At 36.7% G+C, this 13,939-nt stretch carries 19 protein-coding genes; 10 read left to right on the top strand and 9 right to left on the bottom strand.

Annotated elements, in window-relative coordinates:
• Positions 1-48: 48 nt before the first annotated feature.
• On the bottom strand, positions 49-2,265 hold the full coding sequence (locus FLEMA_RS73235; protein WP_044173252.1) for a peptidoglycan-binding domain-containing protein: 2,217 nt from the start codon (positions 2,263-2,265) through the stop codon (positions 49-51).
• Between the two features lie 400 nt (positions 2,266-2,665).
• Between FLEMA_RS73235 and yihA the strand changes: the two genes are divergently transcribed.
• The 3 genes from yihA to FLEMA_RS0148660 all read left to right on the top strand — a co-directional run bounded on the left by yihA (position 2,666) and on the right by FLEMA_RS0148660 (position 4,918).
• Positions 2,666-3,268: a ribosome biogenesis GTP-binding protein YihA/YsxC gene (yihA, locus tag FLEMA_RS0148675; RefSeq protein ID WP_026997960.1), complete on the top strand. Its 603-nt coding sequence runs from the start codon at positions 2,666-2,668 to the stop codon at positions 3,266-3,268.
• A gap of 104 nt (positions 3,269-3,372) precedes the next feature.
• Positions 3,373-3,801: a DUF5606 family protein gene (locus FLEMA_RS0148665; protein WP_026997959.1), complete on the top strand. Its 429-nt coding sequence runs from the start codon at positions 3,373-3,375 to the stop codon at positions 3,799-3,801.
• Positions 3,802-3,943: 142 nt separating this feature from the next.
• Positions 3,944-4,918, top strand: coding sequence for an NADPH:quinone oxidoreductase family protein (locus FLEMA_RS0148660; protein WP_026997043.1), 975 nt, complete (start codon positions 3,944-3,946; stop codon positions 4,916-4,918).
• Here the strand turns inward: FLEMA_RS0148660 and FLEMA_RS73230 are convergent.
• The 8 genes from FLEMA_RS73230 to FLEMA_RS73195 all read right to left on the bottom strand — a co-directional run bounded on the left by FLEMA_RS73230 (position 4,915) and on the right by FLEMA_RS73195 (position 12,124).
• A complete protein-coding gene (locus tag FLEMA_RS73230) occupies positions 4,915-5,205 on the bottom strand; it encodes a hypothetical protein (RefSeq protein WP_044173250.1) in 291 nt (96 codons plus the stop codon). The genes FLEMA_RS0148660 and FLEMA_RS73230 overlap by 4 nt on opposite strands.
• 103 nt (positions 5,206-5,308) lie before the next feature.
• Positions 5,309-5,635, bottom strand: a complete 327-nt coding sequence (locus FLEMA_RS73225; RefSeq protein WP_044173248.1) for a c-type cytochrome — start codon at positions 5,633-5,635, stop codon at positions 5,309-5,311.
• A 273-nt stretch (positions 5,636-5,908) separates the two neighbouring features.
• On the bottom strand, positions 5,909-6,742 hold the full coding sequence (gene murQ / locus FLEMA_RS73220) for an N-acetylmuramic acid 6-phosphate etherase (RefSeq protein WP_044173246.1): 834 nt from the start codon (positions 6,740-6,742) through the stop codon (positions 5,909-5,911).
• Positions 6,743-6,890: 148 nt separating this feature from the next.
• On the bottom strand, positions 6,891-7,736 hold the full coding sequence (locus FLEMA_RS73215; protein WP_052354226.1) for a DUF1207 domain-containing protein: 846 nt from the start codon (positions 7,734-7,736) through the stop codon (positions 6,891-6,893).
• 17 nt (positions 7,737-7,753) lie between these two features.
• Complete coding sequence (locus tag FLEMA_RS73210; RefSeq protein ID WP_044173244.1) at positions 7,754-9,115, bottom strand: dipeptidase; 1,362 nt, start codon at positions 9,113-9,115, stop codon at positions 7,754-7,756.
• Between the two features lie 160 nt (positions 9,116-9,275).
• Positions 9,276-9,917: a glycerol-3-phosphate 1-O-acyltransferase PlsY gene (plsY, locus tag FLEMA_RS73205; protein ID WP_044173243.1), complete on the bottom strand. Its 642-nt coding sequence runs from the start codon at positions 9,915-9,917 to the stop codon at positions 9,276-9,278.
• A gap of 286 nt (positions 9,918-10,203) precedes the next feature.
• Positions 10,204-10,983 (bottom strand): LytR/AlgR family response regulator transcription factor, encoded by a 780-nt coding sequence (locus tag FLEMA_RS73200; protein WP_052354225.1) that lies wholly within the window; start codon positions 10,981-10,983, stop codon positions 10,204-10,206.
• Between the two features lies 1 nt (position 10,984).
• Positions 10,985-12,124 carry a sensor histidine kinase gene (locus FLEMA_RS73195; RefSeq protein ID WP_081681374.1) on the bottom strand — a complete coding sequence of 380 codons (1,140 nt, stop codon included), beginning with the start codon at positions 12,122-12,124 and terminating at the stop codon, positions 10,985-10,987.
• 178 nt (positions 12,125-12,302) lie between these two features.
• Between FLEMA_RS73195 and FLEMA_RS0148475 the strand changes: the two genes are divergently transcribed.
• From FLEMA_RS0148475 to FLEMA_RS0148445, 7 genes are read left to right on the top strand one after another with little or no spacing between them, the layout of a single operon-like run.
• Complete coding sequence (locus FLEMA_RS0148475; RefSeq protein WP_026997037.1) at positions 12,303-12,485, top strand: hypothetical protein; 183 nt, start codon at positions 12,303-12,305, stop codon at positions 12,483-12,485.
• A gap of 54 nt (positions 12,486-12,539) precedes the next feature.
• A complete protein-coding gene (locus FLEMA_RS0148470) occupies positions 12,540-12,722 on the top strand; it encodes a hypothetical protein (protein ID WP_026997037.1) in 183 nt (60 codons plus the stop codon).
• Between the two features lie 54 nt (positions 12,723-12,776).
• Positions 12,777-12,959 carry a hypothetical protein gene (locus FLEMA_RS0148465; RefSeq protein ID WP_026997037.1) on the top strand — a complete coding sequence of 61 codons (183 nt, stop codon included), beginning with the start codon at positions 12,777-12,779 and terminating at the stop codon, positions 12,957-12,959.
• Positions 12,960-13,013: 54 nt separating this feature from the next.
• Entirely contained in the window at positions 13,014-13,196 is a 183-nt protein-coding gene (locus FLEMA_RS0148460) for a hypothetical protein (RefSeq protein WP_026997037.1), read from the top strand.
• Positions 13,197-13,250: 54 nt separating this feature from the next.
• A complete protein-coding gene (locus FLEMA_RS0148455) occupies positions 13,251-13,433 on the top strand; it encodes a hypothetical protein (protein WP_026997037.1) in 183 nt (60 codons plus the stop codon).
• Between the two features lie 54 nt (positions 13,434-13,487).
• On the top strand, positions 13,488-13,670 hold the full coding sequence (locus FLEMA_RS0148450; RefSeq protein WP_026997037.1) for a hypothetical protein: 183 nt from the start codon (positions 13,488-13,490) through the stop codon (positions 13,668-13,670).
• Positions 13,671-13,724: 54 nt separating this feature from the next.
• On the top strand, positions 13,725-13,907 hold the full coding sequence (locus FLEMA_RS0148445; protein ID WP_026997037.1) for a hypothetical protein: 183 nt from the start codon (positions 13,725-13,727) through the stop codon (positions 13,905-13,907).
• Positions 13,908-13,939 lie beyond the last annotated feature (32 nt).

The raw sequence follows: 13,939 nt of genomic DNA, 5'->3' as shown, positions 1-13,939 counted from the left end.
TTTTGGCTACGAGGTTTCTTGCACTTACTTCAAAAGGATTGAATTGGCCTAGTTATCATTTAAGCCTAAAGCCTTCAAAGTTTCGATATTGATATTACCCAATGGGAGGTTATTATCTTTTTGGAACTGAGTCAAGGCTGCTCTAGTTCTTGGCCCAATTACATCGTCGATTGGGCCTGGGTCATAACCTTTCACTTTCAAGGCACGTTGAATCTGGATAATTTTCTCAACTGTTAGTTTATTACCACAAATTACCTCTACCCAATCGGCATACATATTGTCGGCAACTTTGGCTGTAGTAGTAAACGAGCCATATTCAGCAGGAATAGTATTTTCGTTTGTTTTAGCTGGTGATTTTACAACAGTACGAGTATAAGTTTTTGATTCAGCAGGGATTTCTTCTTCGCGAGTAGTAGCTGGTGCTGCCAATAATTGGCGAACACGCGTTTCGTACTGAGCAGGTGTTTCGATTACCTTGGTAGTTGCTGGCGATACCAATACTTGCTTTTGGCGAGTAGCATATACAGCTGGCACTACAATTTCACGTGTTGAAGCTGGAGCAGCCACAATTTGTTTTGTCAATACCTGATAACAACTTTGTCCAGCAGGTAATTTAATACTAGCAACAACTGTACTTGGAGTTGTACCTGGAGCAACACAAGGCGTTTGAACGTCTACCTCTACTGATTTTGCAGGAGTAGCCACAACTTGTTTTTGACGGGTAGCATATACAGCTGGTATTACTTGCTCTTTTACTTCTGCATCTTTTACCAAAATTTGTTTTGTTACCGACGCATATTCTGCAGGAATTGCTATTTCACGAGTTAATGCCGATTTAGCAATAACCGTTTTAGTGATAGTTTTGTATTCAGCAGGAATTTCTTTTTCTGTTACTTTAGCGGGTTGGTCTACTACTTCTTTGGTATAAGTTTCGTATTCTGCTACAATATCTTTTGCTACGGCCAAATCGCTTGGAGCAACGAGTACTTGTTTCGTAAAAGTTTTGTATTCAGCAGGAATTACGGTTTCTTTTACTGTAGCAGGCGAAGCCAGAATCTGGCGTGTTACTGTAGTGTACTGAGCAGGCGTAACTACTTCTTTTGTACCTGCAGGCGTTTTTAACACTTGCTTTGTAATAGTTTTGTATTCGGCAGGTACTGTTACTAAACACAAAATACGGCAGTCATCAGGATTGGCCGACAAACACGATGGGTCTGCTTTACCTTTTTCGTATTTTGTATATTCGTCACGAACTTTCACTTTTTCTGTTACAGTTTCATATACAGGTGGTGTTGTTACCAATGCCGTAGATGCTTCTTTTACCAAGACTTGTTCAGTGATTGTTTTGTATTGAGCTGGTACAACTTCTAATTTTTTTGAAGCCTCTTTTACTAATATATTTTCAGTAACCGTTTTGTAAGTGAACACATTGGGAGTCAGAGTTTTTGAAGCCTCTTTTACCAATCTTCTTTCCGTTACTTTTTTGAAAGTGGCAGGTATAACTGTCAATACTTTTGAAGCTTCTTTAACAAGAATATTCTCAGTTACGGTTTTGTATTCAGCAGGAATAACCTCTAAACGAGAAAATGCAGGTTTAACCACATACTTTTCTGTTTCAGTTTTGTATACAGCAGGAACAACTGTATAGCTTTTTGAGGCAGGTTTTGTGATGTACTGTTCTGTTTCAGTTTTTAATACTGCAGGAACTACCTCTAATTTTTTACAAGGAGAGCCTTCCAATACAGAGCCATCAGGACGAACAAAGCTTCTTTTGATATTGTCCCAAGCACCAGCCATATAAGAACCCGTCGGGCACCCCCCCACAAAAACTTGTTCGGTTACCGTTTTATACTGAGCAGGCACTACCTCTATTTTTTTAGATGCTTCTTTTACAAGGATTGTTTCCGTTTCGGTTTTGTATACAGCAGGAACAACCGTTACAGTTTTTCCAGCCTCTTTTACCAATACTTGTTCTGAAACAGATTTATAAGCAGCAGGTACTATTTCCAAGCGTTTTGCGGCTTCTTTAACCACAATCGACTTAGTTTCTGTGCCAAAAACGGCAGGTACTACCGAAAGGGTTTTGCCAGCTTCTTTTGTTACATACTGTTGTGTCTTTGTTGTAAATTGTGCTGGCTTCAAGCATTTTGCATAGCATTTGCCATTCACTGCGTTAGGGGGCAGGTCGTTCTGGGCATTTACTGCCGTAGAAACCAAACTAAGAGATACTGCTGTATAAAGCAGCGGAAGGTAATTTTTCCTCATGGTTAGAAAAATTTATCAGATATTAAGGGTTCAAGTACACATATATAGCTTCGATGACCATAAGTCATTGTGCTAAAATATTTTTTTTAGATATTCTTCTCTTTGTTATGACTGTAGGTTCAGCACATTAGTCACTCACTTCTTAGGCATATTATTGAGCACACTAAAAAACTGTATTACTACAATTAAGGAAACTCTAATAAGAGTATGAGACCGGATATATTAAAAGTTGTGTAAATTTGCAGATGTTTACGAAAACATACAAACATTTACATCAATAACAGGGCTGTAGCACTTTATTTATGCTAATATATTACTAATTATTCCAAAATACTAGATTTAGCATACCCATATTTTTACATGATACAGGCATTGCTTTTATCAAAAAAGAATTTACTCCATGAAAGTTACACAAGCAACATTTTTAATGAGCAACTCGGATTATCAAAAATGTCCGCATCCAGATAAACCAGAGTATGCTTTCATTGGCAGGTCGAATGTGGGCAAATCCTCATTAATTAACTCAGTTGTAAATAGAAAAGACTTAGCCAAAACTTCTCAAACACCTGGGAAGACCCAGCTAATCAATCATTTTATTATTAACCAAAACTGGTATTTGGTGGATTTACCAGGTTATGGCTACGCCAAAGTAAGCAAGGTTGAGCGTGCAAAGTTTGAGAAAATGATTCATGACTACCTTACTTTACGCCCCAACCTAATATGTACATTTGTACTGGTAGATGTACGTCATGAACCCCAAAAAATAGACATTGATTTTATGGAACGTTTGGGCGAAAATGGAATTCCTTTCTATATCATTTTTACTAAGGCCGATAAATTATCGAAAACCGCTGTTGACCAAAATGTGGCTATTTATACCCAAAAAATGCTAGAACACTGGGAGGAAATGCCACAATATTTTATTACCTCTTCCGTTAGTGGAACTGGTCGAGACGAAATCCTGAGTACCATCGATAGCTTAAATGCAGGATTTAAACCATAAAATTTAACATATTCTTTATCCTTTTTTAGAAATACTAAGCTCTGTTTCGTCAAGTCTAAGAAGGAAATAACTAATTTTGTAGAAACAAATCATTAAAAAATAACATGGAATTATTAAAAGAAGTAGCAAATATCTCGGGAAAAAGTGGTCTTTACAGAATTCTTAAACCTACTCGTACAGGCGTGATTGTGGAAGGACTAGATGCTAAAAAAGAACGTTCGGTTGTGGGGGCTAATGCTCGTGTTTCTGTGCTAAAAGATATTTCAGTATACATGGCCGATCACCAAGATAGCTCTGTGCCACTAGGTGATATATTCTTGAGTCTGAAAGAAAAATACAATGGTATTATTGATATCAATACCAAAACTGCTTCTGATACTGAGCTTTTCGACATTTTAGCATCGGTTGCTCCTAATTTTGACCGCGAGCGTGTGTATTCATCTGATGTCAAAAAAATGCTTAACTGGTATAATATCCTTATTCAGTTTTTGCCTTCGGTATTTGAAACTAATACGGCTGTAGCAGCAGAATAAGCTTTAATGAGGCTACTAAGTTTTGGGTGCAAAATTTAGTATTCCTTCTTATTATTACTTGTTTAAAAAAGTTCTAAGGATTAATATTCTTAGAACTTTTTTTGTATCCTTGTATGGCTATTTATTTAATTCTATATTCTTTATGAAAGCACTCATTTGCCAGCAATACGGCCTTCCCGATACCTTGTTTTTGACCGAAATACCCGCTCCTGTAGTATCGAAGGGTAGAATTTTGATACAGGTAAAATCCTGCGGAGTCAACTTTCCAGATACTCTGATTATCCAAGGGAAATACCAGTTTAAACCTGAATTGCCCTTTTCTCCAGGAGGCGAAGTAGCAGGAATAGTCTTAGAAGTAGGAGAAGGCGTTGAAAATCTGAAAAAAGGTGATAAGGTTTTTGCTTTGACAGGCTGGGGTGGCTTTGCCGAAATAGTAGAAGCAGATGCCTTCAAAACGGTGTTGATGCCTGAAGGAATGGATTTTGTAACAGCAGCTTCGGTTATGTACACCTTTGGCACGTCTTATCATGCCCTAAAAAATAGGGCTCAACTCAAGCCTAACGAAACACTACTGGTACTGGGAGCAGGTGGTGGTGTTGGGCTGGCAGCTGTTGTATTGGGCAAAATTATGGGAGCCAATGTAATTGCGGCGGCATCGACTGATGAAAAACTTGCAGTATGTAAGCTTGCTGGGGCAAACGAATGTATTAATTATGCTACCGAAAATCTAAGAGAACGTATCCATGAAATTACACAAGGAAGAGGCATAGATGTTGTATATGACCCCGTTGGTGGTGATTTTACAGAGCCAGCTTTTCGCTCTATTGCTTGGAAAGGCCGTTATTTGGTTGTTGGTTTTGCAGCAGGCAATATACCTCAGTTACCACTTAACTTAGCTTTATTGAAGGGGGCTTCTATTGTAGGTGTATTTTGGGGGGCATTTGCCGCCAAAGAAGTATCCGAAAGCCTAACAAACTTTAAGGAGATTCTAGATTTTATACAAAAAGGGCTTATCAAACCACATATTCATGCCCAGTATTCATTGGAAAATGCACACTTGGCATTAACAGAAATGATGGAACGAAAAATTATAGGAAAAGCTGTTGTTGTACTTTAGTTAAGTACCATTTTAGGAAAACGATATATTTGAGAGTCATAAACCATCAGTTGGTCGATATCTATATCAAAATACGGAAATAAGGGCGATTTTTCTAATTCTCTTAGAATTTCTTCTTTACTTCTGGCATTCATGATAATCCAGCCACGACTCGATTCGGCCGAAATTGCGTAAGAATCAATTAACCCCTTCAGGATTAAGTCGTTGATAATAGCTCGGTGCTTAGGCACTAATCGCATAAAATCTTCGTCTACGCTAAATTGGATATTTACGATGTATTTACTCATTTTGAATAATTTTCTGTTGAAGATACTAATATCTTTTCAACATCAAAAAAGCCTTGACAGTTCATTTAAGACTTTCAAGGCTTTTTTGGTATTTATGCTCAGATTATTTTGATTTTTTTCTCAAAGAGTTAATCCAGCCAGCAATTTTCAACGCATCTTCTTTTGGAACGTTTTTCATAGCAGCCATTGGTGGGTAACCTGGCCAGTTAGATGGCTTTGGGTTAGCAATCAATTCTACAATTTTCTCGTTGGTGTACTTTTTCTTTGCAACATCTGTATAAGCAGGACCTACCAATCTAGCATCTACTTTGTGGCACGCAGTACAAGTATATTTTGTCATCAACGGTTTGATGTCTTCTGGGAAATCCTCCGCTTTAGCATTGATTGATAATGCAGCAAGGAATAATGAGCTCAAAACAACTTTTTTCATCTGTAAATCAAAGGGTTTCTTGGGAAAATAAATATTAATAATATGCAACTATAGTAAGTCTTTTACCAAAGATTATTTAGTAGGACAATAGGATTACAAAATAAAAAGAATCATTTCATTTATTTATCATCTTTTGCCTGTTTCTTGATAATTTTACCAGAATACCTAACCAGACCCACTAGAAGCTTAGGATATTCTTATTTTTTCAAGCGTTTGTACTATCTTCAACGGCAATATTACTATAAAATTATCATCATCAATGTTAACGTTATGTTAATGTGCTGCTCGGTAAGCATCTATTGCATTTCTAACGCTACCATGTTCTTGAAGAAGTGCTTCTGCCAATGATTTATCGATACCCAATTCACGCATTACCATGTTTTCGGCTCTAACAACAAGCTTGTAGTTGCTCAACTGCATATCTACCATTTTGTTGCCACGCACACGCCCCAGCTGAATCATTACTGAAGTAGAAATCATATTAAGAATCAATTTCTGAGCAGTTCCCGACTTCATTCTGGTACTTCCAGTAACAAATTCTGGCCCTACGATAACCTCTATGGGATATTGAGCGGCTTTCGACAAATCGCTACCTTTGTTACATGAAATAGCCCCCGTTAAGATACCATTGGCACGAGCTGTGTTTAAGCCACCAATAACATAAGGTGTACGCCCCGAAGCAGCAATACCCACAACGGTATCTAACTCGTTGATGTCGTAAGCCTGAAGGTCTTTCCAAGCTTGTTCTATATCATCTTCTGCATTTTCGACAGCCTTTCTGATAGCCGTATCGCCACCAGCGATAATACCTATCACTAAATCGAAAGGTACTCCAAATGTTGGAGGACACTCCGACGCATCTACAATCCCTAGCCTTCCGCTCGTTCCTGCCCCAATATAGAATAATCTTCCGCCCTGCTTCATTCGAGGAACAATTTCACTTACCAAGGCTTCTACTTGTGGTATGGCTTGTTCTACGGCATGAGGAACCGTCTTGTCCTCATTATTGATTCCTTCCAAAATTTCTTTAATCGACATCTTGTCGAGGTTATTATAATTGGAAGTGGCTTCGGTTGTTAGTTTATCTAAGTTGATTTCTTGTGACATGTTATTATTTATTCTATATTGAGCATTTTAGATACAATAAGTAAGAATGCTTTATGACGAATGCTGAGTTTTGAGACGAAACAATTAATTATCAGACAATTATTAAAATCAAAATTCTAACCTTATTTTGCACGACTACTTAGGTTCACTAAAAAGGCTTGAAGTACATTCCTAATCCACCCCAAGTAATATTTTCTTGTTCTAATGGGCTATAGGGTAATTTACCTGTGTATCCTTCCAAAACAATGCTAATTGCATTGGTAATATTCCCAAATTCATATCCCCAAGCCATTTTTAGGTTAGGAACAAAATCTGTTTGTTGAAAAAGTTTCATATCAAGCCCAGCAATCATTCGTATGTTTTTTGAAGTAGCCTTATGGTCTTTAAAGAATATTCCTCCCTGCAAACTCAAAGGCTTACGCTCGCCAAATGGTCGTAATCCTACACCTATGCCTCCATAATACCTTATACTACCCTGCTGAATAGCGTGAAGTATATCTACTTGCTCGTAGTTGACTTTATTGTCAAAAAAGCTAGTAATACCTCGGCTTATCATGTAGTCGTCGCCAAGGTGCGACGATATGTGATACAAACGAATTCTGGTGATATGATTTTCTTTTTTAATGGCATAAATCAAACCTACCCGATAATCTACATTAAGCATTCTTCGCCGCATGGCTGAGGCTTCCTGATATAGCTCGAACTGTGTGAATGCGACTATGTCTAAGCTCAATTCCGACATCCGACTTGAGTTGGGAGTTTTCCACCTAATAAACGCCTTCTTTGCCCCTATTGAAAATGGAGCATACAAGCCATTATGAGTAAGTTTCCCATTTGAGTTTTTCAGTAAACTGGCACTATTTTGTGCTTCAAGCGGGTCGAGCATAATGGTTTCAAACAAGTGTCCTTCAGGAAACCATAGGGTTGTTGTTTGAGCCTTTGCCATACAGCTCAACAAAAGCATCACAAATAATGCCAATAAACTTCTTTTCATTGTAATGCTTTATTTGTTTATTGACAGGCTAAGGCATAATATTTGAAAAATAATGGAATTGTTTCTATGCCTTTATAGAAATTGAATAAGCCATAATGTTCGTTTGGCGAGTGAATGGCATCGGTGTCTAAGCCAAAGCCCATTAAGATTGTTTTACGACCTAATTCTTTTTCAAACAACGCTACAATCGGAATACTTCCTCCTCCTCTGGTTGGCACTGGTTTTTTGCCAAATGCTTCTTCCATTGCTTTTTCAGCAGCACGGTATTCGATAGAGTCGGTTGGAGTAACATAAGGCTCGCCACCATGATGCGGACGTACTTTTACTTGTACACCAGCAGGAGCGATTGATTCAAAATATCTGGTAAATAAAGCCGTAATTTTATCTGATTGCTGATTAGGTACTAAACGCATCGAGATTTTGGCATAAGCCTTTGAAGGAAGCACGGTTTTAGCACCTTCGCCAATATACCCACCCCAGATACCATTAACATCTAAAGTTGGGCGAATAGAGGCTCTTTCTAAAGTAGTATAACCTGTTTCTCCCATTACCTCGTCGATTCCCAAGTCGGCCTTGTAGGCTTCTAAATTAAAAGGAGTCAAAGCCATTGCGGCTCTTTCTTCGGCCGTCAAATCAACTACATCGTCATAGAATGTTGGAATTGTAATATGGTTATTTTCGTCGTGCAACGAAGCAATCATTTTACTCAAAACATTGATTGGGTTGGCTACAGCACCACCATACACGCCCGAATGTAAGTCACGGTTTGAGCCCGTTACTTCTACTTCCAAGTAGCTTAATCCACGCAAGCCCACATCTATCGAAGGAATATCATTGGCAATAATAGCGGTATCCGAAATCAAGATTACATCGGCATTCAAACGTTCTTTATTGGCTTTCACAAAAATACCCAAATTATCAGAACCGATTTCTTCTTCCCCTTCAATCATAAACTTGATATTGCAAGGCAAAGAATTGGTAGCCATCATAGTTTCAAATGCTTTGATGTGCATATAGAATTGGCCCTTGTCATCGCATGAACCACGGGCGTAAATTTTACCGTCTTTTACAACAGGCTCGAACGGAGGCGAATCCCATAATTCGTAAGGGTCAGCTGGCTGAACGTCGTAATGACCATATACCAATACAGTTGGAAGAGCTTTATCCAAGATTTTTTGTCCAAATACAATAGGATGCCCAGCTGTTTCGCATATTTCAACAAAATCAGCACCCGCTTCTTTTATTTTGTCGGCTACAAATTCGGCAGCCCTACGTACATCGTCTTTAAATTTGGTATCGGCACTTACCGATGGAATTCTCAATAAATCAAGAAGTTCTGAGAGAAACTTGTCTTTATTTTGCTCTATGTAGCCTTGCATAACGTTGATGATTGAATTCAAAAAAATACCTCCAATTACGCAGGTAATTGGAGGTGCAAATATAATAAGTTATTATGGAGTTATCATTGAAACGATGCTTGAAGGATGATGATATTACCTACAAAACCAACACATCAGTAATTAATTACTGATACAAACATTAATCTTTCTTTTTCCTTAGATAAATTCTATTTTCTTGACCTCTCATCAAGCGAACAATATTCTTTCTGTGGGTAATCACAATCATCAAGAATAAGAGAAATCCAAAGATAATTACCAAATCATTTTCTTTGCCAAAAGTACGAAGCAACAATAACACTGGAAAAGCCAAAGAAGCAATAATAGCACCAAGCGATACATAGTGAAATGACACAAATACAACAAAGAATATTACCATACAAACCAAAGCGGCTTCTGGATGTACCGACATCACCATACCCAATAAAGTAGCAACACCTTTTCCTCCTTTAAAATTAGAAAATACAGGAAAAATATGTCCAATTACTGCTGCAAACCCAAATACCAATTTAAGTGTTTGACAATCGTTCCATTCTACAAAGTGGCCATAATAAAGCATCAAAGCCAATGAGGTAGAAATCCAACCCTTGATTGCATCAATAAGCAATACTACAGTTCCTGCTCTTTTGCCCAAAACCCTAAATGTGTTTGTAGCTCCTGCGTTTCCACTGCCATGTTTACGAATATCGAGTCCAAAATACGCTTCTCCGTACCAGATTGCGGTAGGAATAGAGCCAAGTAAATAAGCAACAACTGCACAAGCAAAAATGAGTAGGGTTAACATCTTACGGGGATAAATCAATTATAACTTTATTTCCTTCTTTATATTAAAACGTATTGGTAATATGACATTTGAAAGGGCTACTAAATTTTCAAAATATTATCATCTATATGTTTTAACACAGTATAAACAAAAATAAAGGAAACTTTGAGCAAAACCTATTATGCAATAAAAGTTCTTAAAATAATACAACGTGTTCATTGTAAATGCTAAATTTCATGTAATTTCCACGAAAAAAGCCGTAGTTTTTTACAAAATACGGCTTCAAAAAGTCTTTTTTATGGGTAAATTAGTTGGTCAATCGCTTATCTATTAAGGTAGCACTGTCTTTATCTTTAAAGAAAATACTGCCCTCTATAACCTTCGTAAAATCGTCGGAATAGGTATCTCCAATCGGAATTCTTACGACTTTGTCGAGCAGTACTTCGTCGCCTTCGATACCTGTAATTTTTTCCATCGAAATTATATATGAGCGGTGTACACGCATGAAGCGGTCGGAAGGTAAACGCTTTTCTAAATCAGATAACGTTAAGTTGGTAGATATTCTCTCGTCTTTCATATATATAGAAGCATAGTTCTTTTGGGCTTCCATATAAACTACATCTTTGAACAAGACTTTATGAAATTTGCCTTTTACATCCACTTTTACAAAAATAAACTCTTCTCTTTTTACAGGAGCAGCTTCTTGTACTGGCGTTTTGGCTTCATCAACCAAAGTCATGTGGAAAGGCATTTTATTAACAGCCTTCAAAAATCTTTGATACGAAAATGGTTTAACCAAATAATCTAAAACCCCATATTCAAAGCTCTTGAGGGCGTATTCCTGATACCCTGTAGTCATGATAAATTTAACCCTTCCATCAAAAAGGCTCACAAGGTTCATTCCGTTCATTCGGGGCATTTGAATATCAGCGAACACCAAATCCACTTCTTTAGATTGCAATATGCCTACAGCTTCCATTGGATTGGTCGTGGCGGCAACTAAATTAAGAAATGGCGTATCATTAATATAATCCACCACAATATCTAAAGCAGATTGTTCATCATCTACTGCGACACAGTTAATCATATCATTTAGGGTTAAAATTTAAGGTAAATATAACAGCATAATCATCCTTATCATCAATAACGCAAATTTCTTGGGCATCGCCATGTACTACTTTCAAGCGTTTTTTGATATTATCCATACCAATTCCAGTTTGACCTTTGTCTGTAATAGGATTTTCGTCTTTTCGCTTTAAGTTCCATGTCGAAAAGGTCAATACATCATCTTCAATAATAGCCCTAATTTGTAGAGGGTATTCGGGTTCGCTCAGCTCGCCATGCTTAAAACTATTTTCTATAATAGTAATTAATACCATTGGCATAATCCGGTAACAACTAAAATCTCCTGATTCTTCAAAATCAATAAAAATATTATTACTGAATCGTTGCTTTTGGAGTTCTAAATACTGCTTGACAAAATCCAACTCGCCTTCCAAATCTACCGTATCTTGTTGCATACGGGTACTGGTGGCATAACGCATCATCTCGGCAAAAGTCAAAATAATATTACCTGCTTCTTTTGATGCTCCCCTTACTTTACTGTACAACATATTGAGGGTATTGTACATAAAATGTGGATTGATTTGGGCTCGTAGAAAGGCCATTTCTGCCAATGTTTTTTCTTTTGCCAAAATTGCCAGCTCTGCATCTTGCCTTGCAATTTCTGCATCTTTTTCTGCAATTGCAATTTCTTTTTGGGCTATTTCTATTTGTTGCTTAATAGATTTTACAGCATAGTAATACCCAAAACTAAACATAATATAGGTGTTGGCATTAAATATTGTTAGCGATAACATCTGCTTGATGTCAAGTAGTTTATCTTTCTCTAACCCTAGCAATACTCCACTAACATATTTCTCGGCGATTAGCCTATATAAAAAATATAGAAGTAACAACACTGAAAATGATAGAATAAACTGAAAAATTTTTTTAGTTGTAAAATATCTAGGTAAAATAAAAAAAGCATTGCCGTAAAAAAGCATTGCATCCGCTATCCTATACACAATCGACAACACAATAAACTGTATATTGATTGGCTCGCCATAAAAAAAGTGAAGTAACAAGCTAAAATAGATTGTGTACAACACCCAAATAATTACATGTCTCCCTATATGCCTAGAGTCGGATTTTAATGCTACTTCAACATTCATCTTATTTTCAGTCATACACTTTTTTTATTGAAAATTAAATTTTTAAAACAGACAATATTCCTATTCGGACAGACAATAAACTGATTAATCCGATAAAATAATAACAGCTAATTCTTTTGCACAACTTTGTATCATCACTTCGCAAGAAGCTAATAACTAGACAGATACAACAACATTATAAAAGATAAACAACATGAAAAACGCTCAGAACATCGCTAAATTGAATATCAACAAATCGACAGTTGCTAAATTCAACAACAACCCCAACGCTAACTACACTGCTTCGATTATTTCAAACTTCAATGCTGAATACACGGCCTCGATTATTTCAAATTTTAATGCTGAATACACAGCCTCTATCATTTCTAATATCTAATCGAAGACAGTTCGATCATATATCACACACAACAGCCCTTAAAAGATAAACAACATGAAAAACGCTCAAAACATCGCTAAATTGAATATCAACAAATCGACAGTTGCTAAATTCAACAACAACCCCAACGCTAATTACACTGCTTCGATTATTTCAAACTTCAATGCTGAATACACGGCTTCGATTATTTCAAATTTTAATGCTGAATACACAGCCTCTATCATTTCTAATATCTAATCGAAGACAGTTCAATCATATATCACACACAACAGCCCTTAAAAGATAAACAACATGAAAAACGCTCAAAACATCGCTAAATTGAATATCAACAAATCGACAGTTGCTAAATTCAACAACAACCCCAACGCTAACTACACTGCTTCGATTATTTCAAACTTCAATGCTGAATACACGGCCTCGATTATTTCAAATTTTAATGCTGAATATACAGCCTCTATCATTTCTAATATCTAATCGAAGACAGTTCAATCATATATCACACAACACAGCCCTTAAAAGATAAACAACATGAAAAACGCTCAGAACATCGCTAAATTGAATATCAACAAATCGACAGTTGCTAAATTCAACAACAATCCCAACGCTAACTACACTGCTTCGATTATTTCAAACTTCAATGCTGAATACACGGCCTCGATTATTTCAAATTTTAATGCTGAATATACAGCCTCTATCATTTCTAATATCTAATCGAAGACAGTTCAATCATATATCACACACAACAGCCCTTAAAAGATAAACAACATGAAAAACGCTCAGAACATCGCTAAATTGAATATCAACAAATCGACAGTTGCTAAATTCAACAACAATCCCAACGCTAATTACACTGCTTCGATTATTTCAAACTTCAATGCTGAATACACGGCCTCGATTATTTCAAATTTTAATGCTGAATACACAGCCTCTATCATTTCTAATATCTAATCGAAGACAGTTCAATCATATATCACACACAACAGCCCTTAAAAGATAAACAACATGAAAAACGCTCAAAACATCGCCAAATTGAATATCAACAAATCGACAGTTGCTAAATTCAACAACAACCCCAACGCTAACTACACTGCTTCGATTATTTCAAACTTCAATGCTGAATACACGGCCTCGATTATTTCAAATTTTAATGCTGAATATACAGCCTCTATCATTTCTAATATCTAATCGAAGACAGTTCAATCATATATCACACACAACAGCCCTTAAAAGATAAACAACATGAAAAACGCTCAGAACATCGCTAAATTGAATATCAACAAATCGACAGTTGCTAAATTCAACAACAATCCCAACGCTAACTACACTGCTTCGATTATTTCAAACTTCAATGCTGAATACACGGCCTCGATTATTTCAAATTTTAATGCTGAATATACTGCTTCGATTATTTCAAATATTTGATTTGTAGAGTAGGGAAATTCTTACACGTATAT

This window comes from Flectobacillus major DSM 103 (genome assembly GCF_000427405.1).
GTDB lineage: Bacteria > Bacteroidota > Bacteroidia > Cytophagales > Spirosomataceae > Flectobacillus > Flectobacillus major.
This window is presented reverse-complemented; position numbering and strand designations above follow the sequence as displayed.

Excerpts from the sequence above, each read along its gene's own strand:
- FLEMA_RS73235 (WP_044173252.1), bottom strand. The coding sequence starts at position 2,265 with ATGAGGAAAAATTACCTTCCGCTGCTTTATACAGCAGTATCTCTTAGT.
- yihA (WP_026997960.1), top strand. The coding sequence starts at position 2,666 with ATGAAAGTTACACAAGCAACATTTTTAATGAGCAACTCGGATTATCAA.
- FLEMA_RS0148665 (WP_026997959.1), top strand. The coding sequence starts at position 3,373 with ATGGAATTATTAAAAGAAGTAGCAAATATCTCGGGAAAAAGTGGTCTT.
- FLEMA_RS0148660 (WP_026997043.1), top strand. The coding sequence starts at position 3,944 with ATGAAAGCACTCATTTGCCAGCAATACGGCCTTCCCGATACCTTGTTT.
- FLEMA_RS73230 (WP_044173250.1), bottom strand. The coding sequence starts at position 5,205 with ATGAGTAAATACATCGTAAATATCCAATTTAGCGTAGACGAAGATTTT.
- FLEMA_RS73225 (WP_044173248.1), bottom strand. The coding sequence starts at position 5,635 with ATGAAAAAAGTTGTTTTGAGCTCATTATTCCTTGCTGCATTATCAATC.
- murQ (WP_044173246.1), bottom strand. The coding sequence starts at position 6,742 with ATGTCACAAGAAATCAACTTAGATAAACTAACAACCGAAGCCACTTCC.
- FLEMA_RS73215 (WP_052354226.1), bottom strand. The coding sequence starts at position 7,736 with ATGAAAAGAAGTTTATTGGCATTATTTGTGATGCTTTTGTTGAGCTGT.
- FLEMA_RS73210 (WP_044173244.1), bottom strand. The coding sequence starts at position 9,115 with ATGCAAGGCTACATAGAGCAAAATAAAGACAAGTTTCTCTCAGAACTT.
- plsY (WP_044173243.1), bottom strand. The coding sequence starts at position 9,917 with ATGTTAACCCTACTCATTTTTGCTTGTGCAGTTGTTGCTTATTTACTT.
- FLEMA_RS73200 (WP_052354225.1), bottom strand. The coding sequence starts at position 10,983 with ATGATTAACTGTGTCGCAGTAGATGATGAACAATCTGCTTTAGATATT.
- FLEMA_RS73195 (WP_081681374.1), bottom strand. The coding sequence starts at position 12,124 with ATGACTGAAAATAAGATGAATGTTGAAGTAGCATTAAAATCCGACTCT.
- FLEMA_RS0148475 (WP_026997037.1), top strand. The coding sequence starts at position 12,303 with ATGAAAAACGCTCAGAACATCGCTAAATTGAATATCAACAAATCGACA.
- FLEMA_RS0148470 (WP_026997037.1), top strand. The coding sequence starts at position 12,540 with ATGAAAAACGCTCAAAACATCGCTAAATTGAATATCAACAAATCGACA.
- FLEMA_RS0148465 (WP_026997037.1), top strand. The coding sequence starts at position 12,777 with ATGAAAAACGCTCAAAACATCGCTAAATTGAATATCAACAAATCGACA.
- FLEMA_RS0148460 (WP_026997037.1), top strand. The coding sequence starts at position 13,014 with ATGAAAAACGCTCAGAACATCGCTAAATTGAATATCAACAAATCGACA.
- FLEMA_RS0148455 (WP_026997037.1), top strand. The coding sequence starts at position 13,251 with ATGAAAAACGCTCAGAACATCGCTAAATTGAATATCAACAAATCGACA.
- FLEMA_RS0148450 (WP_026997037.1), top strand. The coding sequence starts at position 13,488 with ATGAAAAACGCTCAAAACATCGCCAAATTGAATATCAACAAATCGACA.
- FLEMA_RS0148445 (WP_026997037.1), top strand. The coding sequence starts at position 13,725 with ATGAAAAACGCTCAGAACATCGCTAAATTGAATATCAACAAATCGACA.